At 65.6% G+C, this 25,898-nt stretch carries 23 protein-coding genes; 18 read left to right on the forward strand and 5 right to left on the reverse strand.

Features of this window, described 5'->3' with window-relative positions:
- Positions 1–119: 119 nt before the first annotated feature.
- Positions 120–1,085: a type II secretion system minor pseudopilin GspK gene (gene gspK / locus JV551A3_RS07090; RefSeq protein ID WP_133970336.1), complete on the forward strand. Its 966-nt coding sequence runs from the start codon at positions 120–122 to the stop codon at positions 1,083–1,085.
- 139 nt (positions 1,086–1,224) lie between these two features.
- Here the strand turns inward: gspK and JV551A3_RS07095 are convergent, their stop codons facing one another.
- On the reverse strand, positions 1,225–3,279 hold the full coding sequence (locus JV551A3_RS07095; RefSeq protein ID WP_133970335.1) for a PhoX family protein: 2,055 nt from the start codon (positions 3,277–3,279) through the stop codon (positions 1,225–1,227).
- Between the two features lie 224 nt (positions 3,280–3,503).
- Between JV551A3_RS07095 and JV551A3_RS07100 the strand changes: the two genes are divergently transcribed.
- The 12 genes from JV551A3_RS07100 (at position 3,504) to JV551A3_RS07170 (ending at position 14,678) form a co-directional block, all read left to right on the forward strand.
- Complete coding sequence (locus tag JV551A3_RS07100; protein ID WP_133970334.1) at positions 3,504–5,144, forward strand: bifunctional UDP-sugar hydrolase/5'-nucleotidase; 1,641 nt, start codon at positions 3,504–3,506, stop codon at positions 5,142–5,144.
- On the forward strand, positions 5,141–5,566 hold the full coding sequence (locus JV551A3_RS07105) for a pilus assembly protein PilZ (RefSeq protein WP_177421257.1): 426 nt from the start codon (positions 5,141–5,143) through the stop codon (positions 5,564–5,566). The genes JV551A3_RS07100 and JV551A3_RS07105 overlap by 4 nt, the downstream gene beginning before the upstream one ends.
- Before the next feature lie 3 nt (positions 5,567–5,569).
- A complete protein-coding gene (gene gspD, locus JV551A3_RS07110; protein WP_177421255.1) occupies positions 5,570–7,333 on the forward strand; it encodes a type II secretion system secretin GspD in 1,764 nt (587 codons plus the stop codon).
- Complete coding sequence (locus tag JV551A3_RS07115) at positions 7,333–8,781, forward strand: GspE/PulE family protein (RefSeq protein WP_133970479.1); 1,449 nt, start codon at positions 7,333–7,335, stop codon at positions 8,779–8,781. Before gspD ends, JV551A3_RS07115 begins: the two co-directional genes overlap by 1 nt.
- 3 nt (positions 8,782–8,784) lie before the next feature.
- On the forward strand, positions 8,785–9,987 hold the full coding sequence (gene gspF, locus JV551A3_RS07120) for a type II secretion system inner membrane protein GspF (protein ID WP_133970333.1): 1,203 nt from the start codon (positions 8,785–8,787) through the stop codon (positions 9,985–9,987).
- A gap of 17 nt (positions 9,988–10,004) precedes the next feature.
- Entirely contained in the window at positions 10,005–10,439 is a 435-nt protein-coding gene (gspG, locus tag JV551A3_RS07125) for a type II secretion system major pseudopilin GspG (protein WP_133970332.1), read from the forward strand.
- A 3-nt stretch (positions 10,440–10,442) separates the two neighbouring features.
- Positions 10,443–10,880: a type II secretion system minor pseudopilin GspH gene (gspH, locus tag JV551A3_RS07130; protein ID WP_133970331.1), complete on the forward strand. Its 438-nt coding sequence runs from the start codon at positions 10,443–10,445 to the stop codon at positions 10,878–10,880.
- A complete protein-coding gene (locus JV551A3_RS07135; protein WP_133970330.1) occupies positions 10,877–11,245 on the forward strand; it encodes a type II secretion system protein GspI in 369 nt (122 codons plus the stop codon). The genes gspH and JV551A3_RS07135 overlap by 4 nt, the downstream gene beginning before the upstream one ends.
- Before the next feature lie 730 nt (positions 11,246–11,975).
- Positions 11,976–12,566, forward strand: coding sequence for a PulJ/GspJ family protein (locus JV551A3_RS07155; RefSeq protein ID WP_112250914.1), 591 nt, complete (start codon positions 11,976–11,978; stop codon positions 12,564–12,566).
- The gene (gene gspL / locus JV551A3_RS07160) at positions 12,563–13,639 is read left to right on the forward strand and encodes a type II secretion system protein GspL (protein WP_133970327.1); all 1,077 of its coding nucleotides are present in this window, start codon (positions 12,563–12,565) and stop codon (positions 13,637–13,639) included. Before JV551A3_RS07155 ends, gspL begins: the two co-directional genes overlap by 4 nt.
- On the forward strand, positions 13,636–14,022 hold the full coding sequence (gspM, locus tag JV551A3_RS07165; protein ID WP_133970326.1) for a type II secretion system protein GspM: 387 nt from the start codon (positions 13,636–13,638) through the stop codon (positions 14,020–14,022). The genes gspL and gspM overlap by 4 nt, the downstream gene beginning before the upstream one ends.
- Positions 14,019–14,678: a general secretion pathway protein GspN gene (locus JV551A3_RS07170; RefSeq protein WP_133970325.1), complete on the forward strand. Its 660-nt coding sequence runs from the start codon at positions 14,019–14,021 to the stop codon at positions 14,676–14,678. Before gspM ends, JV551A3_RS07170 begins: the two co-directional genes overlap by 4 nt.
- Positions 14,679–14,899: 221 nt before the next feature.
- Here the strand turns inward: JV551A3_RS07170 and JV551A3_RS07180 are convergent, their stop codons facing one another.
- The 4 genes from JV551A3_RS07180 to JV551A3_RS07195 form a co-directional block, all read right to left on the reverse strand.
- The gene (locus JV551A3_RS07180) at positions 14,900–19,426 is read right to left on the reverse strand and encodes a hemagglutinin repeat-containing protein (protein ID WP_133970323.1); all 4,527 of its coding nucleotides are present in this window, start codon (positions 19,424–19,426) and stop codon (positions 14,900–14,902) included.
- 27 nt (positions 19,427–19,453) lie between these two features.
- The gene (locus JV551A3_RS07185; protein WP_133970322.1) at positions 19,454–21,133 is read right to left on the reverse strand and encodes a ShlB/FhaC/HecB family hemolysin secretion/activation protein; all 1,680 of its coding nucleotides are present in this window, start codon (positions 21,131–21,133) and stop codon (positions 19,454–19,456) included.
- 160 nt (positions 21,134–21,293) lie between these two features.
- Entirely contained in the window at positions 21,294–21,848 is a 555-nt protein-coding gene (locus tag JV551A3_RS07190) for a L,D-transpeptidase family protein (protein WP_112250922.1), read from the reverse strand.
- Between the two features lie 22 nt (positions 21,849–21,870).
- Positions 21,871–22,422, reverse strand: a complete 552-nt coding sequence (locus tag JV551A3_RS07195) for an NUDIX hydrolase (protein WP_133970321.1) — start codon at positions 22,420–22,422, stop codon at positions 21,871–21,873.
- A gap of 124 nt (positions 22,423–22,546) precedes the next feature.
- On the opposite strand from JV551A3_RS07195, the gene JV551A3_RS07200 reads away from it, so the two are divergent.
- The 5 genes from JV551A3_RS07200 to purT all read left to right on the forward strand — a co-directional run bounded on the left by JV551A3_RS07200 (position 22,547) and on the right by purT (position 25,833).
- Positions 22,547–23,146 (forward strand): CoA pyrophosphatase, encoded by a 600-nt coding sequence (locus JV551A3_RS07200; protein ID WP_003252125.1) that lies wholly within the window; start codon positions 22,547–22,549, stop codon positions 23,144–23,146.
- A gap of 44 nt (positions 23,147–23,190) precedes the next feature.
- A complete protein-coding gene (locus JV551A3_RS07205) occupies positions 23,191–23,715 on the forward strand; it encodes a gamma carbonic anhydrase family protein (RefSeq protein WP_112250926.1) in 525 nt (174 codons plus the stop codon).
- A complete protein-coding gene (locus JV551A3_RS07210; RefSeq protein WP_133970320.1) occupies positions 23,708–23,902 on the forward strand; it encodes a DUF1289 domain-containing protein in 195 nt (64 codons plus the stop codon). The genes JV551A3_RS07205 and JV551A3_RS07210 overlap by 8 nt, the downstream gene beginning before the upstream one ends.
- A gap of 205 nt (positions 23,903–24,107) precedes the next feature.
- Positions 24,108–24,575 carry a 7-cyano-7-deazaguanine/7-aminomethyl-7-deazaguanine transporter gene (locus JV551A3_RS07220; RefSeq protein WP_003252131.1) on the forward strand — a complete coding sequence of 156 codons (468 nt, stop codon included), beginning with the start codon at positions 24,108–24,110 and terminating at the stop codon, positions 24,573–24,575.
- A gap of 76 nt (positions 24,576–24,651) precedes the next feature.
- Positions 24,652–25,833, forward strand: a complete 1,182-nt coding sequence (gene purT / locus JV551A3_RS07225; protein ID WP_133970319.1) for a formate-dependent phosphoribosylglycinamide formyltransferase — start codon at positions 24,652–24,654, stop codon at positions 25,831–25,833.
- The last annotated feature ends 65 nt before the right edge of the window (positions 25,834–25,898 follow it).

Raw genomic sequence — 25,898 nt, forward strand, 5'->3', positions numbered from 1 at the left:
AAGGAAAGGCAATCCTGCCTCGCGCAGATGACGTACACATGACGAACGGTCACTGCCATCTACCTGCAACACCTGGCGTGTTGACTGGCGTCTTCATTCGGCGACAGAGGCAGGCAAGGATGGGTGGCAGGCAACAGCAGGGTGCGGCCCTGTTGATGGTGATGGTGGTGCTGGCGATGCTGGCGGCGGGCATGGCCTGGCTGGTGGAAGATGGCCGGCGCCAGGTCGATGACGTGCGCCTGCTGCATCAGCGGGTGCAGGCGCGAGCCATGGAGCAGGCCGGCCTGGCTTATGCCGAGCAGGCCCTGCGCGACCCCACCTGGCGGCTTAGCCCGCTGTTCTGGCAAGCCTTGCGTGGGCAGCCTTTGAACTACGATTTTGGCGCCGGCCAGGCGCAGTTGCGGGTGCGCGACCAGCACACCTGTTTCAATGTCAATGCGTTGCTCGGCGCTGACGGCGAGCGTGCTGCGCGCCAGTTGCGGTATCTGCTGGGCGACGACATGGCTGCGCAGCGCCTGGTCGACGCCCTGGCCGACTGGCTGGATGCCGACAGCGATGCCCGCCTGCAGGGCGCCGAGAGCGCCCAGTACCTGCGCCAGCAACCGCCGCGCCTGGCGGCCAACCAGCCGATGCTCGATACCAGCGAGTTGAACCTGCTACTGGAGCCGGACGCCAGCCGCCAGGGCCGTTACCCGATGCTGTGCGCCTTGCCGCAGACCACCGGCTGGCGGCTGAATGCCAATGCCCTGGGGCTGGAGCATCTGCCGTTGCTGGAAGCGCTGTATGAAGGACGCTATCCGCGCTCGTTGCTCAGCCGCATCATCAGCGGCCGGCCGGCGTCAGGTTACGTGGATGCAGCTGCGCTACGCCAGGCGCTGGGGGCGGTGGATGACGAAACGTTCGAACGGCTGAGCGAAGGGTTGCTGCTGAACAGCGGGTATTTCCTGTTGCAGCTGTCGTTTGCGGAGGAGGGGCGGGTGATACGCAGCGAGTTCCAGGTGGAGGCGCTGGGTGTGGTGCAATGGCATGCCCGGGTGCCGGCGCAGCAGGTGCGGGTGCGCAGCCGGGAGCCGATATCTCGGTAATATTCACCGGCCTTTTCGCGGGTAAACCCGCTCCCACAGTTACTGCACAGGGTTCAAGAACTGCGCGGTACCTGTGGGAGCGGGTTTACCCGCGAAGAGGCCGGTACAACCAGCACAAGGCTGACTGGCCGGCGCCCGGTCAGGCGGTACCAATCTCCCCGCCATCGATACGCTGAATCACCACCGTCGCAGCCCGCGGTCTGACAGTGGTACCTGCCGGGGTGGCATCGGTAGCTTTGTCGGTATACGGCCAGTTCTCCGGGTGCTGGATGTTGACGAACAGGGTCTTGTTGTCCGGGGTAAAGGTTATCCCGGTCACCTCGCAGCCATTCGGCCCGACGAAGAAGCGGCGCAGGTCCACCTGGTTCTGTGCATTCACCGGCACCTGCTTGCCACTGGCATCCACCAGGTTGGTGGGGATCACTGCCAGCAGCTGGTCGTTGGTGTAGTCGGTCACGGTGCTCTCGCCGTTGTCGGTCTCGAACCACAGCACGCCACGGCTATCGAAACTCATGCCGTCGGGGCTTGCGAACTGGTTCAGTTCGGTCAGGCCGGAGCGGTTGATGTCGGCGGTGCCGGCAGCGTTGGCGCCGAACACGAAGATGTCCCAGGTGAAGCTCAGCTGGTCGTCGCTGTCGTGCCAGCGGATGATGTGGCCGTGACGGTTCGGGCCGCGCGGGTTGGCTGCATCGACCTTTTCCGGCGTGCGCGCGCTGTTGTTGGTCAGGGTCAGGTACACGTCGCCGTTGAGCGGGTTGACCGTGGTCCATTCGGGGCGGTCCATCGGCGTTGCACCCACGGCATCAGCAGCACCACGGGTGTTGAGGATGATACCTGGCAGGTCACCATACAGTGCGCCCAGGGTGCTGCCGCCAGTGGTGGCGGTGGCCACGTCCAGCAGCAACCAGACGCCAGTGCCGTCGGCATTGAAGCGGGCTACATACAGCTTGCCTTGGTCGAGGTACTTGGCGCCGGTGGCCAGGCGGTCGGCGGGGTTGGCATCGGCGACGTTCCACACGGCGGTGGACACCCACTTGTACAGGTACTCGTTGTTCGAGTCGTCACCCATGTACCACACCAGCGGCTTGCCGGCCACGGGCAGGCCTGGGGCGCAGCCTTCGTGGCGGAAACGGCCCAGCGCGGTGCGCTTGGTGGCCAGGGTGTTGCTGGTGTACGGGTCGATTTCGACGATGTAGCCGTAGGTGCTGGCTTCGTTGCGGTAGTCGTCGGTGGCGCTGGCGCCTTTAACGGTGACGTCGAAACGGGCGAACTCGTCGGCCACTTCGCTGCTGTCACCGGCTGCGGTTTCCCACTTGTACTGGCCGCTGGAGGTGCCCACGCCAATACGGCGCTGGTCTTCGGGGCGGGTGCCCTTGTTGACGAAGATGCCTGGCCAGTTCTCTTCACAGGTCAGGTAGGTGCCCCACGGGGTGTAGCCGTTGCCGCAGTTGTTGTTGGTGCCGCGGCAGTGGGTGCCGGCGGTGGAGTACTTGGTCTTGACGTGGTCGGTACCCCGTAGCGGGCCGGTGATTTCCATGCGCGAGGCGGTAGTGAAGCGGCGGTTGAGCGGGTCGTTATCGACCACCTGCCAGCGACCGTTGATTTTCTGCAGGCGGACCACACCGGCGCCGTGGGCGTTGATTTCCTTGCGCACTTCCTCGACCGGGCGCTTGCCGTTGACATCGGTGGTCGGGCCGGCCGGGTGCAGGGCGGCGGTGTCGATGTACTCGAAGTTGATCGCCAGCAGGCCGTCTTCAGAGCTGCCGTTGATGGGGAAGAAGTGCATGCCGTCATGGTGCATGCCCATGGCGTTGGCCTGGTCGGTCGAGGTGTTGCTGCCGTCGGATTTCCACGGGTTGCCGTTGCTGTTGATCGGCGTGCCCCAAGGCGCCAGCACATAGGCGCTGTAGCCGGCGGCAACCACGCAGGCGTCGGTGCGCGAGCCCGCTATGGACTGGAAGCCCAGTGCCAGTTTCGGCTCTTCCGGCTCAGTCACGGGTGGCTCCGGATCATCGTGATCGGAACCACCACCGTCGAAGCAGCCTGTCAGGCCGGTACCGGCAATCATGGCGATGGCGGCGCCCAGGCTACCGCGCATCACGCTGCGGCGGCTCAGGTAGGCGTCCATGACGTTGGCCATCGGCAGGTTGCCGCTTTGGTTCCGGTCCAGGTTGTCGCCGGTATCTCGACTCATCAGGGTGTCCTTATGTTGGCTGAGTTGGAGGAAACCGCGACTTTAGTGCGCAAATATGATGATTCATTGGCAGAAATGTTAAGGCGGCTTTAAAACGACTCGCTCTTAGAGATGTGCTCTACAGATCACTTTGGAATGGCTGTCGAATTTCTGCCATCAAACTGTAATGCCAACGCCGCAACATCCGGTGCCCTGAATGAACGTGGATAAGGATGGCGGGTTCGATGGCAAGCAGTGTGCACAGGCGCGAAGTGATCAGCTGGATGGGTATCGGTGCCTTGGCACCGTTGCTCGGCGCCTGCTCCGCATTCCCCGGGCAGCAGGGCGGCAGCGCCAGCCTCGACCTGCTTTACGTGGCCGATACCCTCGATGCGCGCCAGCCTGGCCAGGCGGTGGTGCCGGCCACCCGCCTGGGGCCGGTCAGCCACCTGGGCCGCGCCCCATGGATGACCGGCAGCAGTGCCAGTATCACCTACCCACAGCTGGCGCCACTGCTCGATGCCAGCCAGGCTGCATCTGCCCAGCTGGGCGGCTATGCGGTGCTGGCGGCGTTGCTCGAACAGCTGCGCGGCGAGGCTGGGGCAGGCAACAGCCTGACCCTGGAGAACGGCCAGGGCTGGAATGGCAGTGGCCTGGCCTACCTGACCCAGGGCGAAAGCGGCCTGCAAGGCAGCCTGCTGCTGGGCAGCGAAGTGCGGGTAAGCAGCGACGAGCGCGTGTTGTGGCCACAGCGCAGCCCGGCACTGTATCACCAGGCTGGCACCGTTACCCTGGGCGCCGGGCTGGCAGACACGCAACGTCGCGCATTAGGCCTGGAGGCATTGCACACCTTCGAACGCGGCGGTGCACGTGTTGCCGTGGTCGGCGTGACCGACCCCTATGCCCAGGACCAGAAAGCCTCCCTTAAACAGTGGTACCAGTCATTGCAACCGGTGTTCGAACAGGCCCGGCGCGAGGCCGACCTGGTGGTGGCCATGGCCGATGTCGGTACCGGGCCGGGTCTGTGGCTGGCCGAGCGGGTGCCGCAGATCGACGTGCTGCTGTGCGCCCGCGGCCAGGACCTGTGGCCGGCACCGGTCGAGGTGAGCCAGGCCAGCGGCCGCCGCGTGCCGGTGCTGTTCGCCGGGTGCCGGGGCAGCGGCGCCTTTCGCCTGCGCTGCCAGCGCGTGGCCGGGCTGTGGCAGTTCGACGGGCGTTTCTTTCCGGCCTTCGAGCAACAGCTGGCACCCGCCGCGCAACAGCGTGTCGGGGCATTGCAGGCAGAATTGCGCCAGCAGCGCGCCGGCCACGCGGCCTGGCTCGATCAACCGCTGGCCCGCGCGCCACAGGCGCTGTGGCGCCGCGATACCCGAGGCGGCAGCTGGGACCGCCTGCTGCATCAAGCGCTGGCCGACGACAGCAGCATGCCGGTGCTGCTGCCGGGCCTGCGTTACGACTACCCGCTGCCCGCCGGGGCGGCCATTACCCGCGAACACCTGATCAGCCTCACCGGTGGCTACCCGGCACCGGTGGTCGAAGCGCCGGCCCGGCAGGTCGAGCAGGTTCTGGAAAACGCCGCGGAGCAACTGTTCGGCGACCCACTGCTGCTCGACAACAGCCAGGACCTGCCGCGCTGGCAGGGCCAGGCCTGGCGTGTCAGCTACAGCCCGCAAGGCAAGCGCATCAGTGGCCTGGAGCCGGTGCAGGGCCTGTGCCGCACCTTTGGCCTGCAATTCGAGACCCAGGCCGGCGAGCCGCTGTGGCAACGGGTCGAAGCCTGGCTCGCCCGCCAGTCGACCGACTGGCAACTGGCGTCCCTGCAGCTGCCCGAAGTGCGCTACGTGCAGGGCCACCCGGGCTGGCACCCAAGGCAGCTGGCCTCGTGATGCTCGCCTCGCGCCTGCTGACTGGCGCTGGCCTGACCTTGGCCGGCTGGCTGGCGGCCCAGTGTGTGCTGCAACTGGGCCGCCAGCCGCAACCGGCCACTGCGCCTGCAGTGGCCGACAAGCCGTTGCCTGGCTTGATGGTCGGCCATTGGCAGGTACCCGTCGACGACGGTGCCATCGCCATCACCCGCCTGCCGTTGCAATACCTCGGCGGCCTCAAGGCCCAGCCACTGGCCTCCAGCGTGGTAGTGCTGCGCTATGGCGAACAGGTGCGCACTTTGGCCCGCGGCCAGCGCCTGGCGCCAGGGATCGTGCTGCAGGACATCGACAGCGATGGCCTGATTTTCAACAACCAGGGGCGGCGTGAACGCCTGCCCTGGCCGCCACGCTCCGTCGTGACCGGCTTCAAGCGGCAAGGATGAACGATGCCTGTCAGATATTGCGTGGCGGCCGCGCTGAGCCTGGCCCTGTCCATGGCCTGTGCTGAAGAACCGGTGTTCGACGACAACGGCACGCCGATGTACGAAGTGAACTTCGTCGATACCGAACTGGGCGAGTTCATCGACAGCGTGTCGCGTATCACCGGCACCACCTTCATCGTCGACCCCCGAGTCAAGGGCAAGGTCACCGTGCGCACCGTCGACCTGCATGACGCCGATGCCATCTACGACATTTTCCTGGCCCAGTTGCGCGCCCAGGGCTATGCCACTGTCGACCTGCCCAACGGCAGCGTGAAGATCGTCCCCGACCAGGCTGCTCGCCTGGAGCCTGTGCCGGTGGAAGCGGGAGGGCAGCAGGGGGAAGGCAGCGACAGCGTGGCTACTCGAGTATTCAATGTACGCAACGCCGCCAGCGAGCAGGTGCTGGGCATTCTCAAGCCCCTGATCGACCCACGGGTCGGTGTGATCACACCTTACCCGGCGGCGCACCAGTTGGTCGTTACCGACTGGCGCAGCAACCTGGAGCGTATCGCCAGCCTGCTGCGCCAGCTCGACCGCCCCCAGGACGCACCAGGCAGCGGCAGTACCCAAGTCATCTACCTGCGCCATGCCAATGCTGGCGAAGTGGTCAAGGTGTTGCGCGGGCTCAGCCAGGAAGGCATGGCGCCCTCTGAAGGTGCGGGCGAAGCAGAAGGCGAGGACAGGCCCGCAGTGCCTGCCGCCGGGGGCTCGGGCATCCGCCTGGAATACGAAGAAGGCACCAACGCCGTGGTCATGGTCGGCCCCGACAGCGAGCTGGCCGCCTACCGCGCCATCGTCGAGCAACTGGACATCCGTCGTGCCCAGGTAGTGGTGGAAGCGATCATCGCCGAGGTGTCCGACAGCAGCGCCCAGGAACTGGGCGTGCAGTGGCTGTTCGCCGACGAGAAGTTCGGTGCCGGCATCGTCAACTTCGGCAGCAACGGGGTGAACATCGCCAGCATCGCCGGGGCCGCTGCCAGCGGCGACAACGAGGCCCTTGGTGACCTGTTGTCCAGCACCACCGGCGCCATGGCGGGTATCGGCCATTTCGGTGGCGGCTTCAACTTCGCCATGCTGGTCAACGCGCTTAAGGGCAAAAGCGGCTTCAACCTGCTGTCCACGCCCACCCTGCTGACCCTGGACAACGCCGAGGCGTCGATCCTGGTCGGCCAGGAAGTACCCTTCGTCACCGGGTCGGTGACGCAGAACAACGCCAACCCTTACCAGACCATCGAGCGCAAGGAAGTCGGGGTGAAACTGCGCATCAAGCCGCAGATCAACATCGACAACAGCGTGCGCCTGGACATCGTCCAGGAAGTGTCGTCGATTGCCGACACTACGGCGGCCAGCGATGTGATCACCAACAAGCGCGAGATCAAGACCAAGGTCATGGTCGAGGACAACGGCCTGGTGATCCTCGGTGGCCTGATCAGCGACGAACTGAGTACCAGCGACCAGCGCGTGCCGTTGCTTGGCGATATCCCTTACCTGGGCCGGCTGTTCCGCTCCGACGCGACCAAGAACACCAAGCAGAACCTGATGGTGTTCATCCGCCCGCGCATCCTGCGTGACGGGCCGAGCCTGGCCGGGCTGAGCGAAGACAAGTACCGCACCTTGCAACAGACCACGCCGCTGCAGTTGCCCGACCTGGCTGATGCGCAGAACGCTACGCCGCTGCTACAGGTGTTCCCCTCCAGCCGCGCACGGCTGGAAGGTGGTGACTGGTGATGCTGCCTTATCGCCAGGCGCGGCAGAGCGGGGTGGCCATGGGCCCTGCGGAGCAGGGCTGGCAGCTATGGCTGCGGCATGACGCCGACAGTGCCCAATTGCAGGAGCTGCTGCGGGTGCATGGCCAGCCCAGCTTGGTCGAATACCTGGAGCCTGCACTGTTTGACGAACGCCTCGGCCAGTTGTATCAGGCTGGCGATGCCGCCACCGAGGCGCTGATCGAAGGCATCGGTGACCAGGTCGACCTGGACAGCCTGATGAGCGAAATGCCGCGCATCGAGGACCTGCTGGAGAGCGACGACGAAGCACCGGTGATCCGCCTGATCAACGGCCTGTTCGGCCAGGCCCTGCGCCTGCGCGCCTCGGACATTCATATAGAAACCTTCGAGCAGAGCCTGGTGGTGCGCCTGCGGGTCGATGGCCACCTGCGCGAAGTGTTGCGCCCACCGCGTGCGCTGTCGGCCATGCTGGTGTCGCGGATCAAGGTCATGGCCCGTCTGGACATCGCCGAAAAGCGCCAGCCCCAGGATGGCCGGATCACCCTGCGCGCGGCGGGGCGCGAAGTGGATGTGCGGGTCTCGACCTTGCCCGGCATCCACGGCGAACGGGTGGTGATGCGCGTGCTCGACAAGCAGGCCAGCCTGCTGGCGCTGGGCAACTTGGGCATGCCCACTGCGGTGTTGCAGGGCCTGCGCAGTTGCCTGGCGCGGCCCAACGGCATCGTGCTGTCCACGGGGCCGACCGGCTCGGGCAAGACCACTACCCTGTATGCCAGCCTCAACAGCCTCAACGACGGCAGCCGCAATATCCTCACGGTCGAGGACCCGGTGGAATACGCTATCGCCGGCATCGGCCAGACCGCCATCAACCCGCGTGCCGGGCTGACCTTTGCCAGCGGCCTGCGCGCAATCCTGCGCCAGGACCCGGACGTAATCATGCTCGGCGAAATCCGTGATCAGGAGACCGCGCAGATCACCGTACAGGCCAGCCTCACCGGCCATCTGGTGTTGTCCACGCTGCACACCAACAGTGCGGTGGGCGCGGTGACCCGCCTGCGTGACATGGGCATCGAACCATTCCTGATCGCCTCGTGCCTGCGCGGCGTACTGGCCCAGCGCCTGGTGCGGCGCTTGTGCAGTTGCGCCGTCGCGCACCCGCTGCAGCCGGCGGAACGCGACCTGTGGCCCGAACTGGCGGCGCTGGGCAGCAGCTACCACGCGGTGGGCTGCGAGCAGTGCCAGGGCAGCGGTTATGTCGGGCGCCTGGGCCTGTATGAATTCATCGAACTGGATGCCGGGCTGATCGGCCTGTTGTACGACGGTGCCAGTGAACTGGCCATGCAGGACTACCTGGCCGCACGCCGGCAGAGCCTGGTGGCGATGGCCAGCGACTGTCTGGCCCGTGGCGAGACCAGCCTGGCCGAAGTACTGCGCGTGGTGCAGGGCTGAGCCATGCCGACCTATCGCTACCAGGCCGTCGACCTCGCCGGCAAGACCCACAAGGCCAGCTTGCAGGCCGACAGCGAACGTCATGCCCGTCAGCTGTTGCGTGAGCAGGGCCTGTTCGCCCGCCGCTTGCAGCGTCACGAGACCGGCACCCGGCAACCCCGGCGCCAGCGCCTGAGCCGCGCCCAGTTGTGCGAACTGACTCGCCAGCTGGCCACCCTGACCGGTGCCGGCATCCCGCTGGTCGACGCCCTGGCTACCCTGGAACGGCAACTGCGCCAGCCCGCCCTGCACGGTGTGCTGGTGGCCTTGCGCGGCTCGCTTGCCGAAGGACTGGGCCTGGCCCGTAGCCTGGCGCGTCAGGGCGCACCGTTTACCGGCCTGTACTGCGCGCTGGTCGAGGCCGGCGAGCGGTCCGGGCGCCTGGCCCAGGTGCTGACCCGCCTCGCCGACCACCTGGAGCAGGTACAACGGCAGCAGCACAAGGCACGTACCGCGCTGATCTACCCCACCGTGTTGATGGGGGTGTCACTCGCCGTGGTGGTAGGCCTGATGACCTTCGTCGTACCCAAGCTCACCGAACAGTTTGCCCACGCCGGGCAGAGCCTGCCGCTCATCACTACGCTGCTGATCGGCTTGAGCCGAGGGCTGGTGCAGGCCGGGCCCTGGCTGTTGGGGCTGGCCCTGATGCTTGGTGTGCTTGGCGGCTGGTTGTTGCGCAAGCCCCACTGGTGCCTGCGCCGCGACCAGCTGCTGCTACGTCTGCCCCATATCGGCAGCCTGCTGCAGGTGCTGGAAAGCGCGCGCCTGGCACGCAGCCTGGCAATCCTCAGCGGCAGCGGCGTGGCCCTGCTCGAAGCCCTGCAAGTGGCCACCGAAACCGTCGGTAACCGGCGCATCCGCCTGGCCATGGAACAGGTTCGCCAGCAGGTGCAGGGCGGCACCAGCCTGCATCGCGCGCTGGATGCCAGCCAGCAGTTCCCGCCGCTGCTGGTGAACATGGTCGGCAGCGGCGAGGCCAGCGGCACTTTGGCCGACATGCTCGAGCGCGTGGCCGACGACCAGGAGCGCGGCTTCGCCCGCCAGGTCGATACCGCCATGGCGCTGTTCGAACCCCTGATGATCCTGGTGATGGGCGCCGTGGTGCTGTTCATCGTGCTGGCGGTGCTGCTGCCGATCATGCAACTCAACCAGGGCCTGCAACTGTGACGACAAGGAGTACTGCCATGCAGCATCGACGTAACCGCCAGCGCGGTTTCACCCTTATGGAAATCATGGTGGTGATCTTCATCATCGGGCTGTTGATCGCCGTGGTCGCGCCCAGCGTGCTGGGCAACCAGGACAAAGCCATGAAACAGAAGGTGATGGCCGACCTGGCCACCCTGGAGCAGGCGCTGGACATGTACCGCCTGGATAACCTGCGCTTCCCCAGTAACGAGCAGGGTCTGACCGCGCTGGTGAAAAAACCGGCCCAGGAGCCGTTGCCACGGGCCTGGCGCAGCGACGGCTACGTGCGCCGCCTGCCGGAAGATCCTTGGGGCACCCCGTATCAGTACCGCATGCCCGGTGAACATGGCCGGGTCGACGTGTACTCGCTGGGCGCCGACGGCCTGCCGGGCGGCGAAGGCCAGGATGCCGACCTGGGTAACTGGGAGCTGTAACGGGTGCGTCGTCAGCGGGGTTTCAGCCTGATCGAGTTGCTGGTGGTGCTGGCCATCGCCGGGCTGATGACCGGCTTGGCTGTGGCCGGGTTCGGCAACAGCCAGGCCAGTGTAGACCAGGCGCTGCAACGGCTGGCGAGCGAGACCCGGGCGCAGGCTGCGCTGGCCCGGCATGCCGGGCAGTTGCGCGGGCTGCGCTGGAATGGCCAGCGCCCGGAGTTCGTCCGGCGCGATGGTAATGGCTGGGAGGTCGAAGCAGTTGCCCTTGGCGACTGGCCCAAGGGCCTGCGCCCGGACTGGCCGGCCAGCCCGCAGCCGCGCCTGTTGTTCACTCCGCATGGCTGGGCGCAACCGGGCAGCATGCGCTGGCGCTGGGCCGATGGCAGCCAGCAATGGGCCTGGAGCCGCGACGGCCGCTTGCAGGTGGTGGTCGCCCCATGAAGCGCCATCAGCGTGGCTTCACCCTGCTGGAAGTGACCGTGGCCCTGGCGATCGCCGCTGTGCTGGCGGTGATTACCAGCCAGGTCCTGCGCCAGCGCCTGGCGGTGCAGGACAACCTGCAGCAACACCGCCTTGGCCTGCTATGCGCGCGAGAACTGCAAACCCGCTTTGCCGTCGAGCAGTACTGGCCAGCTGCAAGCCAGGTTGGCGGTGAACTGAGCCAGGGCGGCCAGCGCTGCCACTGGCAACTGCAACTGCGCCGCACCGGCGTACGCGACCTGCGCCGTGGCGAGCTGCTGTTGTTCGCCGACCGCGACCAGCGCCTGCCGCTGGGGCAGTACACCGTATTTCTGGAGCGGCCATGAGTTACAGAGATCGTGAAGCTTGTGCTGCCCCTGTGGGAGCGGGCATGCCCGCGAAGCAGGCGACTCGGTGCATGGCACCGGCTTCGCCGGTGTTCGCGGGCGCGCCCGCTCCCACAGAGGCCCAGTTCCACCCCGCGCAGGTGCCTGCCCATGAAGCAGCGCCATGCCTGCCTGATCCTGGAGCACTTATTAGTTACAGAAATGATGAAGTTTGTGCTGCCCCTGTGGGAGCGGGTTTACCCGCGAAGCAGGCGACTCGGTGCATGGCACCGACTTCGCCGGTGTTCGCGGGTGAACCCGCTCCCACAGGGAGGGCGTATACCCGTCAGCCCAGTATCCAGCCTGTGAAGCAGCGACAGGCCGGCATGTTCCTGGAGCGGCCATGAGTTACAGAAACCGTGAAGCTTGTGCGCTCCCTGTGGGAGCGGGCATGCCCGCGAAGCAGGCGACTCGGTCCATGGCACCGGCTTCGCCGGTGTTCGCGGGCGCGCCCGCTCCCACAGAGGCCAAGTTCCACCTCGCGCAGGTGCCTGCCCATGAAGCAGCGCCAGGCCTGCCTGATCCTAGAGCACTCATGAGTTACAGAAATGATGAAGTTTGTGCTGCCCCTGTGGGAGCGGGTTTACCCGCGAAGCAGGCGACTCGGTGCATGGCACCGGCTGTGCCGGTGTTCGCGGGTGAACCCGCTCCCACAGGGAGGGCGTATATCCGTCAGCCCAGTGTCCAGCCTGTGAAGCACCGCCAGGCCGGCCTGACCCTGATCGAGCTGATGGTCGCGCTGGCGCTTACCGCCATGCTCGGCATCATGCTCGCCGCCCTGGTCAATGGCTGGCTCAAGGTCCGCGAGCGCCTGCAGACCACCAACCAGGAAACTTCAGTACTGGACTTCTGCCTGGCCCTGGAGCGTCGCTTCGACAGCCCGGTAATGCGCCGTCTGTACGACCAGCGCCTACCCCTGGCCAGCCGCTGGCTGGACTGGCAACCAGCAAGCAACCAATTGCTCTGGGTCGCCATCACCGGCATGCCGGAAGCCGAAGGCGGCTCGCGCCTGCAGCGCCAGCGCCTGCGTTTCGAGGCCCGCGAGCAGCGCCTGCTGCTGGAAAGCTCGGCCGACCTCTACGCTGCCGCCGCCCCACGCTGGGTCCAGCGCGACCGGCTCGAGCGGGTCAGTGCCATGAATGTTCTTTATTACCAGGGCGGCCGCTGGCTGGCCTGGCCTTCCGACCAACCTGCGCACCCCGGCCGTGGCGTGCGTCTGGAGCTGCAGCGTGATGGAGCACCCTATGTCTGCACTTTCGCCCTCCCATGGGGGCGCTCATGAAGTTTGAATGGGGGCGGCGCACCCCGGCCGAGCCGTGGCTGTTGCTGCGACCGGGCGTTGTCTGGCACTGGGCGCTGGCCCAGGGCGGCCTTGTGCAACGCCATGGGCAGGGCGAGCCGCCGGCCAACCTGCAGGCTCGTGTGGCGTTGATCCTGCCTGCCGAGGCCTGCAGCTATTTCCGCGTACCGGCACCGCCCGGGCTCAAGCGTGAAGAATGGCCGCTGTTGCTCGAAGACCGCTTGCTACAGGCCGTCGACGAGGTGACTTGCGCCTGTCTGGCCCGCGAGCCCGGCCATCTTCGGTTATTGGTGGTAGCCCGTCAGCAACTGGACGACTGGCGCGGACAGTGTGCCGAGTGGGGCTTGCAGGTAGCCCGTTGCTGGGCAGAACTACAGCTGCTGCCAGCGCCCGAGGCGGGCCGTGCCTGGCAATGGCAGCGCACCCCCGGCATGTATTTTTACAAAGGGCTGGGCGAAGACCGGCAGGAGCACTGGCTGGCCTGGCCGGATGCACTGGGCGAGTTGCCACGGCAACCGTGGGCGCAGCTGCAAAAGGTCGCGCTGAGCGGTGACTGGCCAAGCACGTTGGCACCGCTCGATAAATTGCCCGGCCTGTTCGAGCGTACCCGCAAGGTGCGCTCGCTGCCGGTGGCTTCCCGGCAGCAGCAACGGCTGCTCGCGGCCTGCCTGGTACTGGCTGCCGTCTGGGGTGGGCTGTGGTTGAGCAAGCAGTGGGGCCAGGCGCAAATCTGGCGCAGTCAGGTCATCGCCATGACCGGTGAGCAGGCCAGCCCCCGGCACGCCGCGCAGGCCCTCAAGCGCCTGCGCGAAAGTGAACTGCAACAGCAACTGCGCACGCGCCAGCTAGAGGATCTGGAGGCGGCGTTGCAGGCCTGGTTGCGTGACCACCCCAGCTGGCGCCTGCAAGCGGTACGCTTCGATGGCCAGCGCTGGCACCTGCGGCTGGAGGGCGAGGGCGGTGCGCCGCCATGGAACGACATGGCGACAGCAGCTGGGGTCTCCGTCCAGGTGCAGGACGGCCAGGTGGTTTTCGACTTGGGAGCAACCTCATGAACCGGGCCTGGTTACAGCGTCATCGTTTGAGGCTCGCCTGGGCACTGATTGCCCTGTTGCTGGCCTTCCTGGCCCTGCGCGCTGGCCTTGCGCAGTGGCGCGAGCTCAACCAGTGGCGCGGGCTGGCCGAACAAGCCGCCAGCTTGCAAGGTGGCGCGGGGTTGAACCTGGAGCGGCTACGCCAGTCGGCCCAGGCGCGACAGATCGAACTGGCCGAGGTCGATGCGCAGGGCAAGGCCTGGCAACTGCGTGGGCAGGTGGCTGACGAACGAGTGCTGCAAGGTTGGTTGCAAAGCCTGCGGGCAGAAGGTGCACAGCTCCTGCAATGGGGGCTGGAGCAGGATGGCAAGGGCCTGCGCTTCAACCTGGTGATGCAGCCATGAGCCGCAAGGGCATGGCGTGGGTTGTGCTGGTGTTCGTGGTGTCGGTATTGGTTGAGCTTCCGGCCAATTGGGTGGTACGTGCGTTCGGCCTGCCAATGCGTGACGCCAGTGGCAGCCTGTGGCAAGGCCAGGCCCAACAGTTGGGCCCGGTCGGGCCTTTGCACTGGACAGTGCAACCTTGGCGCTTGCAGGTGAATGCGCAGCTGGGCTTCCAGGGCCAGGCCTGGCAGTTGCGCGCCGAAGGCTGGCCATGGCGCTGGCAGTTGGAGGCGAGGGCCATAGGCGCCCAGGTGACGGTGGCGACGGATTACCGCTTGGCCGGCCAATGGCAGGGCGCGTTGCGGGTGCAGGGGGCAGGGCAGCAATGCCGCGCCAGCGAAGGCCGCGTGACGGTAACCGATCTTGCCCTGAGCCAGCCCTGGTCGCTGGGCTTGGGGCAGGGCTGGCTGGAAATGGATTGCCGCAACGGCTGGCACCTGCGCGGGCAATTGGCGCAGCAAGGGCAGCATCAGTTGGCCGTGGATGCCGACCTGCCAGCGCGCCGGGCGCAGGTGGTGGTCGAGTTGCAGCCGGAGGCGGCGCTGACGCCTTTGCTGCGTGGGGTGCAGTGGCTTGGGCCCCAGGCGCTTGCAGGGCAGCGAGACTTGCGCTGGTAGACAGATGTTATCGCCGGCAAGCTGGCTCGACGTTTGTAGGAGCGGCCTTGCGTCGCGAAAGGGCTGCAAAGCAGCCCCCGGGTTTCAGCGCATATGCACAAATTGCTGGGGCTGCTTTGCAGCCCTTTCGCGATACAAGGCCGCTCCTACAACCAATCAACTGTCTGGCCCAAATGCTAAAAGAGGGCACGAAGCCCGTGCCCTCCAGCGCGGCGCCTGCTTCAGTTTTTCTTGCCCTGCACACTCGAAGCCCACTGCTCACTGCGATTGTGCCCACTGGTTTTCAACAACCCCAGGTCCAGTGCATTTTCCCCATCCGCCGCACCCTTGCCCTTGGCCAGCTCGGCCACCGCCGTGCCCAGGTCCACCGGCGAGTTGGACGCATCGATCGACACATCCCGGCGATAGTCGTTACCGCTCAGTGTTTCCCGGGTCACCGAGTTGGCGTCGAGCACCGCATCACCTTTGGCCGACTGCAAGCGTGCACCCACCAGGTGAGCATTGCCACCAACCCGCAGGTCGATACCGTCGCTACCTTTGAGCGTGGCCTGCTGGCCTACGGTGTCGCGCTGCGTGTGCGACACATCGAGGCTGAAGGTGGGCGAAATGCCCGGGTCTGCCTTGCTCAGGGCGGAGCCAGCTTTTTCCTCCACCTTGCGCCCCAGCGGCCCTGCCAACGAAGTGGCCGCGTTGACGTAGCCCCGCGGGTTTTTCTCCTGGCTCAGCCGGGCATCGCCTTTCACGCTCAGGGTATCGACGTTGTCCTTGCGGCTGGCGATGCGCAGGTCGCCGTCGATCATTCCATTGATACGCCCAGCTTCCAGGGTGACGCCTTCGAGACGGGTATCGCCACGGCTTTGCAGGTCGATGCGCTCGGCGCGCAGGTCGCTGGCATTCCAGGTCAGGTTGTCGCGCTTGTCGAGTTCCACCTTGAGACGGCCATGCAGGCCGCGGGTGTCCAGCGCGCCTTTGGCCATGTCGAAGCCCGCCCCGGCGGTGATGTCGAGGTTGTCACGTCGCTCCTGGCTAGATGATGCTTCCAGCAGCGTGCCGCCATTCGATGCGTCGAGGGTTATCTGTTCGGCCGAGGCCTGCAGGCCCTCGAGATGCAGGGCGATATCCTCGCGGGCGCTGCTGCCCAGGGTCAGTGTGCCGTTGCTCGCGAACTGGGCAGCTACAGCCTGGCGTGCCTCTTCGTCCTGCTTGCCGTGGCTGAAGTGGCCGCCTATGGCACCGCCTTTGGTGTTGCCCGCCTTGACCGCCAATTCCACGCCGCCGCCCATCTTGGCGCCGCTAGCGTTCTGGGTGTCGCTGGCTGCCTTGACCTGCAGCCGACCCCCGCTTTGCAGTTGTATGTCACCAGTCTTGGCCTCGCGGCTGCCAATGCGGGTGCCTTCGAGCAACAGGTCGCCGCCACTGTTCAGTTGTACCTGGCCCTTGGCGTCGATTTGCGCGACCTGGGCCTTGCGCTGTGTGCTCTGGTTCTGGCCGTGGTCGAGGTAGCCCCGGCCATCGATGCCGGTGCTGCCCGGGCGGTTACCGACCTTGGCCCAGGCATTGCCGTCGAGCTGGCGTGACTGTTGTTCGGTGTGGTGGTTTGCCTGTGCCAATGTCAGCGAACCGGCACTGCTCATGACCACGCTGCCTTCACCGCCATCGATGCGCGTCCCTTCATAACGACCAGAGCTGCCCAGTTGCACCTGGATGCCCTGTTGCCCATACAGGCTGCCGGGTACGGCGCTGCTGGCGCTGTCCTTTTTGTCCAGCGAGCCGCCTTTGCCGGCGGCGCGTACATTCAGGTCTTCGCCGGTACTGGTATCCAGGCGCACATCACCGCCGTAGGCCAGGCGTTGCACGGTATTTTCCTGGGTGTTCTCGGCAGCCTGCATCTGGTGTTGTCGGGCCTCGATCTGCAGCTTGCCGGCGTTGGCGCGCCAGGCGGTACCCTGGTCGGTGATGTTGTCGGCCTTGACTTCGACCTTGCCCCCGGACAACTCGCTCACCTGGGCAAAGCCGCGGCGCTGGTTTTCCAGGCGCTTGAGGTGCTCCGCGGTCATGTCGGCGCCAACGCTGGGCGGCGCCATGGCGTCTTCGGGGGAGGCTTGCTGGAAGCGCGCGGCTTCTTCGCCCAGCACCAGGCGTTCGATGGGGCGGGTAAGGTCGCGGTACTCGACACTGGCGCCGAGGCTGCCCGACCAGTCGTCACGGCTTTGTTCACGTTCCTCGGTATCCTGCACCGCGCGGTTGTCGATGCGTTTGGCCGTCACCTGCAGGGTGTTGCCGGCCTTGACGCGTGCGGCCTCTGTGACCAGTTCATCGCCATTCAGCTTAAGGTCGCCGCTGGCCTGCAATGTGCTGCGTTGCACCTTGCTGTCGCGTTCGGTCTGCACCTGGCGGTTGTGATGGCCTTCGAACAAGCTGCCGAGCCGATCGATGCCGCCGGTCACCGTCAAGCCGCCGCCACTGTGGGTGGTGCTGGTGGTCTTGTCGCGGTCATTGCGGGTTGCCCCCAGGGTCATCTTTTGTGCCTGCACATCGAGGTCGCCTGCGGTGGCTTTCACCGTGGAGCCGTTGACCTGCAGTTGAGCCCCGCTGCCAAGGCTCACCGAGGCGCCCTCAAGCTCACTGGCGACCTGGCTGGTGGTGCGCTGCTTGCTGCTGGTAGTGGCGACGTCATAGGCCACGCCGGCCGAGTACTGGCGGGACTCGGGCTTGCCATCCTCGGCCTCCTGGGTCTGCTTGGCGCTGGCGCTGAAACCACGTTGCTGTTTGCGGGTTTCGCGCTCGCCAACCGCTTGCGCGCTGGTAATCAGCAGGTCGCCCTTGGCCTCTACCTGCAGGTGCCCGCCCGCTGCGACCTTGGCGCCCTGGATGCGCATTTCCTCGGCGCTGGCCAGGCGCAGATTGGTGGCCGAACTGACATCGCTGCTCAGTACCTGTTGCGTACGCTCGGTGTTCTCGCTATCGCTGCCAATCAAGCCGAACAGCTTGCTGTCGCTCGTACGGTCGGTGGAGGTGGTGCGGCCATGGTCGGCTTCGATTGCCAGTGAACCTTTTGTGCTGTAGAGCACCGCGTCTTCCGTGCCGTGCACGGTACTGCCCTTGATGGTCACCTGGTCAGCTGTCACGGCCAGCTTGCCATCCGCCGTGACGCGGCTGCCGGCGACGGCTTGGCCTTCGCTGTCGTTACCCTTGCGGTCGCCAAAGAAGGTGCCGGATACCAGGTCGCCGCGATAGTCGCGCCGGGTGCCGCGCTCCTGCAGGGCGGTGGTACCGATGGTTGCCTCCTTGGCTTCGATCGCCATGTCGCCGCGGCTGTGCAGGCTGCTTCCGTTCACATCGACGGTATTCCTGGCCTTGAGCGTCATGCGTTGGGCCTGGAGTGCACTGCCTTGCGCGGTTTCCTTGTACTGGTCGGTATCGCTGTCACCGCGCCACAAGTCCTTGCGGTGGCGAACCTGCTCTTCGGTGTGCTGGCTGTCGATGCCGGCAGCGATGATCAGGTCGGCGCCGCTGTCGAGGGTCAGCGCATTGCCAGCATCCACCTTGGCAGCCACCAGGCGCATGTCGTCGGCAGATTGCAACAGCACGCTCTCCTTGCCTTGCAAGCTGCTGCCTTGTTGCTGCTGCTGGGTGGTGGTGGTTTCGCGGTTGTAGGTTTCGCGGGTGACGAACAGGAACTTCTTGTTCCAGTTTTCGCTGTCGCGCGCGATGTCCTCGCGGGTTGTGGCGTCCAGCGTGAGCTTTTTACCGGCCTTGACCTCGATTCGCCGAGCTTGCCCATCGACGGTTTCAAGTGTCAGGTCATCGGCAGCGGTCAGCCGCAAGTCGCCCTGTTCGCTGTGCAGTTCGACGGGGTTGTCGGCCTTGCCGCTGACCTGCAGGGCGCCGGCCGACTGGATGTCGACCCCGTCGATACCCAGCAACTGCGGTGCCCCCACACGCACACCGGCACCTTCTGCGGTGCTCACCACGCGAATGCGCCCGGCGCGCATGGCGCCGAACAGGCTGGCATCGATGCTGGAAGGGGTGCCGGGCAGGTGCTCGACAATTTCGCCGCTGGTTCTGTCGATGCGGTTGCGACCGACGGTGATATCGATGGAGTTGCGCGCCATCAGCAGCCCTTTGCTGTCCACGCGCGGGGCAATCAGCTCAAGGGCGCCGTTGGGGTTTCGCTGGCCGCCGTCGAGCACTTGCAGGGTACCGCTGGCGTTCAGCGTGTCGAGGTACTTCAGTTGCTTGCCCTCGAACTCGGGGGTGCCCACCACGAAGCCGGCGCGCGTGGTGTTGATGAAACTGCCGCCGTTGAGGGTGATGCCGTTGGGGTTGGCCAGGATGTAGTCGGCCGGGCGACCGAAGATTTCCTGCGGCCCTTCGATCAGCGAGGCGTTGCGGCTGACCACTTCGTTGAGAATGGTCGAGGCGGCCTGGCCCTGGAATTGCGGGTTGGCTGCCAGGGCGCCGGCCAGTTCCGACTGCCCGGCCTGGGTGGCATTGTTCAGCACCAGCCCGGAGCGGCCGACGTTGTAGTCGAGGAACTGATTGTGCGATAGCCCTTTGGCGTTTGGCGCGACAATATCGATGACCGGAACACCGTGCCCGTCGTTGATGACCGGTGTGCCGCCGGGGCCGCTGGTTGCTGCCAGGCCACCCTGGGCCAGTGCGGTGCCGGGCCCGAGCAGGGCCAGGAAGATGGCCCAGCGCAAGGTATCCGGGCGGGACGACGGTGACTGCGAGAGTGTTTGCATGTTCTCGTTCTCTTTGTTGTTGGTGAGTCAGATGTTCAGGGCCAGCTCCACCACCCAGAAGCCGGGTTCCAGCAGCGGGCGTGGCAGGTCGCTGGCATGCAGCGCGCGTTGGTAGCCCAGGCGCAGGTGGCTGCCGGGCAGGCTCAGTTCGGCACCGACGGTGGCCCCGGCGAGGCGTTGGGAAGGCTTGCCTTCGGCAGTGCGGGTCCAGCCCAGGTCCAGGCCGATGTAGGGGCGTACTTGCAGAGGAGCGGCCCAGCCCTCCGGCAGCTGACTGACGGTGTTGCGCCAGACGGCGCTGCTGGCACCGGAGTAGGTACGCAGGCGAAACCCGCGCACGGCCGAATCGTCGCTGACCAGCAACTGCTCGACCGCGGGTAGCGGGTCACTGCTGTATTGCAGGCCCAGCTCGCTCTGCCAGCGCCATGGGTGGCTGGCCGGGCCCTGGCGCAGGTGCAGCAGGTTGGCGCGGTACTTGCGAAAATCCGGGCGCAGGCGTTCCGCTCCCAGCGGTGAGCGGTCAGCGCCGAAGGCGTCGATACCCTGGGCGACACCGAGGTAGCCATTCCACAGCCCTCCCTGGAGCCAAAGCAGGTTGATACCCGCCTCCACGGAGACCAGGGTGGGGCTCTGCTGGACAATCACCGCGCCAGCGCTGCGGTTGACCATTTGCTTGCGGTCCAGCCGGGCGCTGGCGCTGAGCATGCCTTGCTGGTTGCGCCACAGCACCCGCTCGATGCTCAGGCCCTGGTAGCTGCTACTGCCGTCGGTTACCTGGCGGCTGTGGGGCAGCGGCGCCTCGTAGCGCAGTTCGCTGGCACTGAGCGCGAAGGTCCAGGCGCCGTAGGGGATGCTGTAGTACAACGAGATGCCTTGGCTTTGCCCGGGCGCATCGAGCACCGTGCCGTTCAGCGACAGGCGCAGGTCATCATTGAGGCCCAGCGGGCTGTCCAGACCAAAGCCGAGGTTCAGGCGATGGCGCCCGGTGAGATCGCTGCCGCGGTTGTCGAAGCGGCTGTCCAGGTGCCCGCGCGAGGCCACCTTGCGTGGCTGCACGACAACCCGGGTGCCGCCCTGCAGCTCGCCAGGCAGCAATTCTGCGGACAGGTCATAAGCGCGCAGGCGGTTGAGCTGGTCGAGGCCTTGCTCCAGGGCTGGCAGGTACAGTGGCTGCCCGAGCAGGCCGGGAAAGGCGCCGGGGAGGGACAGGGGCAACTCGGGTTCGGCCATTTCAATGGACTCGACGAACCCTTCGACGATGACCAGGTTCAGCGGTGCGCCGTTATGTGGCGGTTGCTGCAGGTAAGGCCGGCTGGTCGGATATCCGGCCTGCACATAACGCTGGGTGATGGCTTTTAGCAGCCGGTTGATTTCCGCGATGCCCATGCACGGGGTAATGAACCTGCGGAGGGTTGGCGTTAGCGCCGAGTCGGAAAGCTTGCGGTTGCCGGCCACGCGTACGCCGGTGATGGCCCAGCACCGCTGGTCGTGCGGGAGGGGGGCGGTGGTGTCGCGGCTTTCAGCCGGGGCGGGCTGGCGCTGCCAGCGTTCCAGCCGCTGTTGCTGTTCCAGCTGTTGCAGCCCGCGCTGCTGATCGCGCAGTTGCTGGCTGGCGGGGTCGTCGGCCTGCGCCTGGGGCGCGGCCAGCAAACCGGACAGGCAGCAGGTGAGCGCCCAGCAGGTGGCGCGGTGAATGTGGCACGGCATTGAAGCACCCCGCAAATGATGTACGGATTTCGTACTCGTCTGCGTGGATGCTAAAAATTAAGCGGTTCGCCTGGATGCAGTACCTGGCCTAAGCGCTTGTAAGGCGCATTCTTGCCTGATGGTGGGAAGCTTCCTACAGCATCAGTAGAAAGCCCCGCTATCAGGGCCGAATTTCGATCAACGTGCCATCCCGCACCAGGTCCCACACTTCCTGCATGTCGCGGTTACGCATGGCAATGCACCCATCCGTCCAGTCCAGGGTGTGGAAGTACCATTCCGGATACTCGTCGTCGATCGGCGTGCCATGGATCATGATCATGCTGCCGGCACTCACCCCTTCACGGGTGGCACGGGCGGCATCGGTGATGTTCGGATAATTGATGTGCATGGCCAGGTTGAAGCGGTCGCTCTGCTTGCGCCAGTCCAGCCAGTACAGGCCCTCGGGGGTTTTCTTGTCGCCTTCGCGCTCCTTGGCGCCCTTTGGCTGTTTGCCCAAAGAGATACGGTAGGTCTTCAGCGGTTCGCCACGGCTGATCAGCTGCAGTCGGCGTTCGGACTTGATCACCAGCACCTTGTCGATCAGCGGTTGCATGGCCTGCTGCGAAGGCGACAGGTTTTGCGCTGCCGGCTGCGGCTTGCGGATGATGGTCTCGGTGAAGGCCGCCTGGGACACCGAGGTAACGCAAAGGCAGAAAAGGGCAAGCAACCAACGCATGTAACGGTATCCCCGAAGGCTTCTAGGTGGTGGGCGAGACGTTCATCGGCGGCAGGTATTCATGGCCTATTGGGTAGTGCTGCCCGATGCGATCGCGATAGTAGCATTCTAGTGTGCGAGTGACGGTGCGGAAAGCCAGCTCGCCCCACGGTATCTCATGTTCTTCGAACAGCCGCACCTCCAGGCTTTCGACACCGATCGCGAAATCAAGGTCTGCCAGCTCGGCGCGAAAGAACACGTGCACCTGGTTGATGTGGGGCAGGTCGAACAGCTGGTACAGGCTCATGCTGCCGACCCGGGCGCAGGCTTCCTCGACGGTTTCGCGACGGGCGGCCTCGTCCAGGGTTTCGCCGTTTTCCATGAAACCGGCAGGCAAGGTCCAGAAGCCTCGGCGTGGCTCGATGGCGCGCCGGCACAGCAGCACCCGGCTGCCCCAGGTCGGCAACACGCCGGCAACGATGTTGGGGTTCTGATAATGGACGATCCGGCAAGACCCGCAGACATACCGCAGGCGGCTGTCGCCCTCGGGAATCTGCTGAGTGACCGGCTGGCCGCAGGCGCTGCAATATTTCATTCGGGGTTCCCTTTGCTGAGGTTTATCTTGGCGCGACGGCCGGTTTGCCGCAAGCGCACAGGGCTTGGGTGCTTCGCGCCTTTGGTGCATCATGCAAGGCAGGCCTTGAATACGAGTGTGCGCAATGCTGGACGAGCTACTTCGCCGAATGAGCAACCACCAACCCGCATCATTGGAAACCGACCGACGGTTCCCTGAAGCGGCGGTTCTTTTGCCCATCACCCGCAGCGAAGCGCCCGAACTGGTCCTGACCCTGCGTGCCAAGGGCCTGTCCACTCACGGCGGCGAAGTGGCTTTTCCCGGTGGTCGCCGCGACCCGGAAGACCCGGACCTGGTGTTCACCGCGCTACGTGAAGCTGAAGAAGAAATCGGCCTGCCACCAGGCCTGGTGGAAGTGATCGGCCCGCTCAGCCCGCTGATTTCGCTGCACGGCTTGAAAGTGACGCCATTCGTCGGGCTCATCCCCGATTTTGTCGAATACCGTGCCAATGATGCCGAGATCGCGGCAGTATTCACCGTGCCGCTGGAATTCTTCCGCCAGGACCCGCGCGACCATACCCACCGTATCGATTACCAGGGGCGCAGCTGGTATGTGCCCAGCTATCGCTATGGCGAATACAAGATCTGGGGGTTGTCGGCGATCATGATCGTCGAACTGGTCAACCTGCTGTTCGATGCCGGCATCAGCCTGCACCAGCCCCCTGAGCGTTACATCGAAAACTGAGCGGGGCCAACCCCGTCGTCTGCGTTGCAGCCTGAGGAGCAAGCATGAAATACCGCCTGGGCGACCTGCGGGTCGAGAGCCACCCCACCAGTTGGGCCGCACCCAACGCCACGCTGATCGGCAAGGTGCGTCTGCAGGCCAATGCCAGCGTGTGGTTTGGCGCGGTGCTGCGCGGGGATAACGAGCTGATCGACATTGGCGAAGGCAGCAACGTGCAGGATGGCACGGTGATGCACACCGACATGGGCTCGCCGCTGACCTTGGGCAAGGGCGTGACCGTTGGCCACAACGCCATGCTGCATGGCTGCACGGTGGGCGACTACAGCCTGGTCGGTATCAATGCGGTCATCCTCAATGGCGCGCGTATCGGCAAGCATTGCATCATCGGCGCCAATGCGCTGATTGCGGAAGGCAAGGAGATCCCCGACGGTTCGCTGGTGATGGGTTCGCCGGGCAAGGTGGTGCGCGAGCTGACCGAACAGCAGAAGCGCATGCTCGAAGCCAGTGCCGCGCATTACGTGCACAATGCCCAGCGTTATGCACGGGAGTTGGTGGTTGACGATGAATGATGTCGTGGAGCGGCCGGTAGCCTCGCCGTGCGTGAGTATCTGTGCGCTGGACGAGCAGGATATCTGCACCGGTTGCCAGCGAACCGTGGCCGAGATCGGCCGCTGGGGGCGGATGGACAACGACGAGCGCCGGGCGGTGCTCAAACTTTGTCATGAAAGGGCAGTGGAAGCCGGCCTCATCCTCTAGAGCTGACTCGCCCCCCCCTGTGGGAGCGGGTTCACCCGCGAACACCGGCGCAGCCGGTGCCATCCACCGTGTTGGATTCTTCGCGGGTGAACCCGCTCCCACAGGCATCGCGTAGCCCTCGAACCTGATGTTGTACCTGTGGGAGCGGGTTTACCCGCGAACCAGCCAGCGGTAATCTGTGCGGCTTGCCCACAGACTACCCGCCATGTTCTATCTGATTGCCTACATCAGCAGCGTAGTGCTGATCAACTACGCCTTCTCCAGCGCGCCACACCTGGACATCATCTGGTCCGCCTGGGGCGGCCTGGTGTTCATCCTGCGCGACATGGTGCAGACCCGCTTCGGCCATGGCGCCCTGGTCGCCATGCTGGCGGCGCTGGTGCTGTCTTATGTCACTTCGGAACCGGCCATCGCCCTGGCCAGCGCCACCGCGTTCTTCATTTCCGAGCTGATCGACTGGCTGGTATTCAGCATCACCCGCCGGCCGCTGCGCGACCGCCTGTGGCTGAGTTCGGCGCTGAGCATCCCGGTGGACACCTTTATCTTCTTCGGCATGATCGGTGCGCTGACCCCAGCCGTGATCGGCACCGCCATGGCCTCGAAATTCGCCGGTGTCACCGCCGTGTGGCTGGCCATGGCATTTCGCGCCCGGCGGGCCGCCGTGGCGGGTTGATGGTGTAGAATAGCGGTCCTTTTTCAGCGGGTGGCGCCAAGCCTGGTGCGGCCCCGGACGCCTTCGAGGACCTGAAATGACCCGTATCGGAACCCCCTTGTCGCCTACCGCGACCCGTGTACTGCTCTGCGGCTGTGGCGAGCTGGGCAAGGAAGTGGTGATCGAGCTGCAGCGCCTGGGCGTCGAAGTGATCGCCGTCGACCGCTACGCCAATGCCCCGGCAATGCAGGTGGCGCACCGCAGCCACGTGGTCAACATGCTCGATGGCGTGGCCCTGCGTGCCGTGATCGAGGCCGAGAAGCCGCACTACATCGTTCCTGAAATCGAAGCCATCGCCACCGCCACCCTGGTCGAGCTGGAAAACGAAGGCTTCACCGTGGTGCCGACCGCCCGCGCCACCCAGCTGACCATGAACCGCGAAGGCATCCGCCGCCTGGCCGCCGAAGAGCTGGACCTGCCAACCTCGCCGTACCACTTCGCCGACACCTACGAAGACTACGCCAAGGCCGTGGCCGATGTCGGCTACCCGTGCGTGGTCAAGCCGGTGATGAGTTCGTCGGGCAAGGGCCAGAGCCTGTTGCGCAGCGATGCCGACCTGCAGAAGTCGTGGGACTACGCCCAGGAAGGCGGCCGCGCCGGCAAAGGCCGGGTGATCATTGAGGGCTTCATCGACTTCGAGTACGAAATCACCCTGCTGACCGTGCGCCACGTCGGCGGCACCACCTTCCTCGAGCCAGTCGGCCATCGCCAGGAGAAGGGCGATTATCAGGAATCGTGGCAGCCGCAGGCCATGAGCCCGAAGGCGCTGGCCGAGTCGCAGCGAGTAGCCAAGGCGGTTACCGATGCCCTGGGCGGTCGTGGCCTGTTTGGCGTGGAACTGTTCGTGAAGGGCGACCAGGTGTGGTTCAGCGAAGTCTCGCCACGCCCGCATGACACCGGCCTGGTGACCCTGATTTCCCAGGACCTGTCGCAGTTTGCGCTGCATGCCCGCGCCATTCTTGGCCTGCCGATTCCGGTAGTGCGCCAGTTCGGCCCTTCGGCTTCTGCGGTGATCTTGCCCGAGGGGCAGTCGCAGCAGACCAGCTTTGCCAACCTGGGCGCGGCGCTGAGCGAGGCGGATACTGCCATTCGCCTGTTTGGCAAGCCGGAAATCAACGGTACCCGCCGCATGGGCGTGTGCCTGGCGCGTGACGAGTCGGTCGAACTGGCACGGGCCAAGGCGACCCGTGCTGCGCAGGCGGTCAAGGTCGAGTTCTGATACGGGACTGCAGGGGGCCGCTTTGCGGCCCATTCGCAGCACAAGGCTGCTCCTACAAGGTAACG

Source organism: Pseudomonas inefficax (assembly GCF_900277125.1).
Classification (GTDB): Bacteria; Pseudomonadota; Gammaproteobacteria; order Pseudomonadales; family Pseudomonadaceae; genus Aquipseudomonas; species Aquipseudomonas inefficax.

Bases quoted from the DNA above. Each gene is read 5' to 3' on its own strand.
- gspK (WP_133970336.1), top strand. From the start codon at position 120: ATGGGTGGCAGGCAACAGCAGGGTGCGGCCCTGTTGATGGTGATGGTG.
- JV551A3_RS07095 (WP_133970335.1), bottom strand. From the start codon at position 3,279: ATGAGTCGAGATACCGGCGACAACCTGGACCGGAACCAAAGCGGCAAC.
- JV551A3_RS07100 (WP_133970334.1), top strand. From the start codon at position 3,504: ATGGCAAGCAGTGTGCACAGGCGCGAAGTGATCAGCTGGATGGGTATC.
- gspD (WP_177421255.1), top strand. From the start codon at position 5,570: ATGCCTGTCAGATATTGCGTGGCGGCCGCGCTGAGCCTGGCCCTGTCC.
- JV551A3_RS07115 (WP_133970479.1), top strand. From the start codon at position 7,333: ATGCTGCCTTATCGCCAGGCGCGGCAGAGCGGGGTGGCCATGGGCCCT.
- gspF (WP_133970333.1), top strand. From the start codon at position 8,785: ATGCCGACCTATCGCTACCAGGCCGTCGACCTCGCCGGCAAGACCCAC.
- gspG (WP_133970332.1), top strand. From the start codon at position 10,005: ATGCAGCATCGACGTAACCGCCAGCGCGGTTTCACCCTTATGGAAATC.
- JV551A3_RS07135 (WP_133970330.1), top strand. From the start codon at position 10,877: ATGAAGCGCCATCAGCGTGGCTTCACCCTGCTGGAAGTGACCGTGGCC.
- gspL (WP_133970327.1), top strand. From the start codon at position 12,563: ATGAAGTTTGAATGGGGGCGGCGCACCCCGGCCGAGCCGTGGCTGTTG.
- gspM (WP_133970326.1), top strand. From the start codon at position 13,636: ATGAACCGGGCCTGGTTACAGCGTCATCGTTTGAGGCTCGCCTGGGCA.
- JV551A3_RS07170 (WP_133970325.1), top strand. From the start codon at position 14,019: ATGAGCCGCAAGGGCATGGCGTGGGTTGTGCTGGTGTTCGTGGTGTCG.
- JV551A3_RS07180 (WP_133970323.1), bottom strand. From the start codon at position 19,426: ATGCAAACACTCTCGCAGTCACCGTCGTCCCGCCCGGATACCTTGCGC.
- JV551A3_RS07185 (WP_133970322.1), bottom strand. From the start codon at position 21,133: ATGCCGTGCCACATTCACCGCGCCACCTGCTGGGCGCTCACCTGCTGC.
- JV551A3_RS07190 (WP_112250922.1), bottom strand. From the start codon at position 21,848: ATGCGTTGGTTGCTTGCCCTTTTCTGCCTTTGCGTTACCTCGGTGTCC.
- JV551A3_RS07195 (WP_133970321.1), bottom strand. From the start codon at position 22,422: ATGAAATATTGCAGCGCCTGCGGCCAGCCGGTCACTCAGCAGATTCCC.
- JV551A3_RS07200 (WP_003252125.1), top strand. From the start codon at position 22,547: ATGCTGGACGAGCTACTTCGCCGAATGAGCAACCACCAACCCGCATCA.
- JV551A3_RS07205 (WP_112250926.1), top strand. From the start codon at position 23,191: ATGAAATACCGCCTGGGCGACCTGCGGGTCGAGAGCCACCCCACCAGT.
- JV551A3_RS07210 (WP_133970320.1), top strand. From the start codon at position 23,708: ATGAATGATGTCGTGGAGCGGCCGGTAGCCTCGCCGTGCGTGAGTATC.
- JV551A3_RS07220 (WP_003252131.1), top strand. From the start codon at position 24,108: ATGTTCTATCTGATTGCCTACATCAGCAGCGTAGTGCTGATCAACTAC.
- purT (WP_133970319.1), top strand. From the start codon at position 24,652: ATGACCCGTATCGGAACCCCCTTGTCGCCTACCGCGACCCGTGTACTG.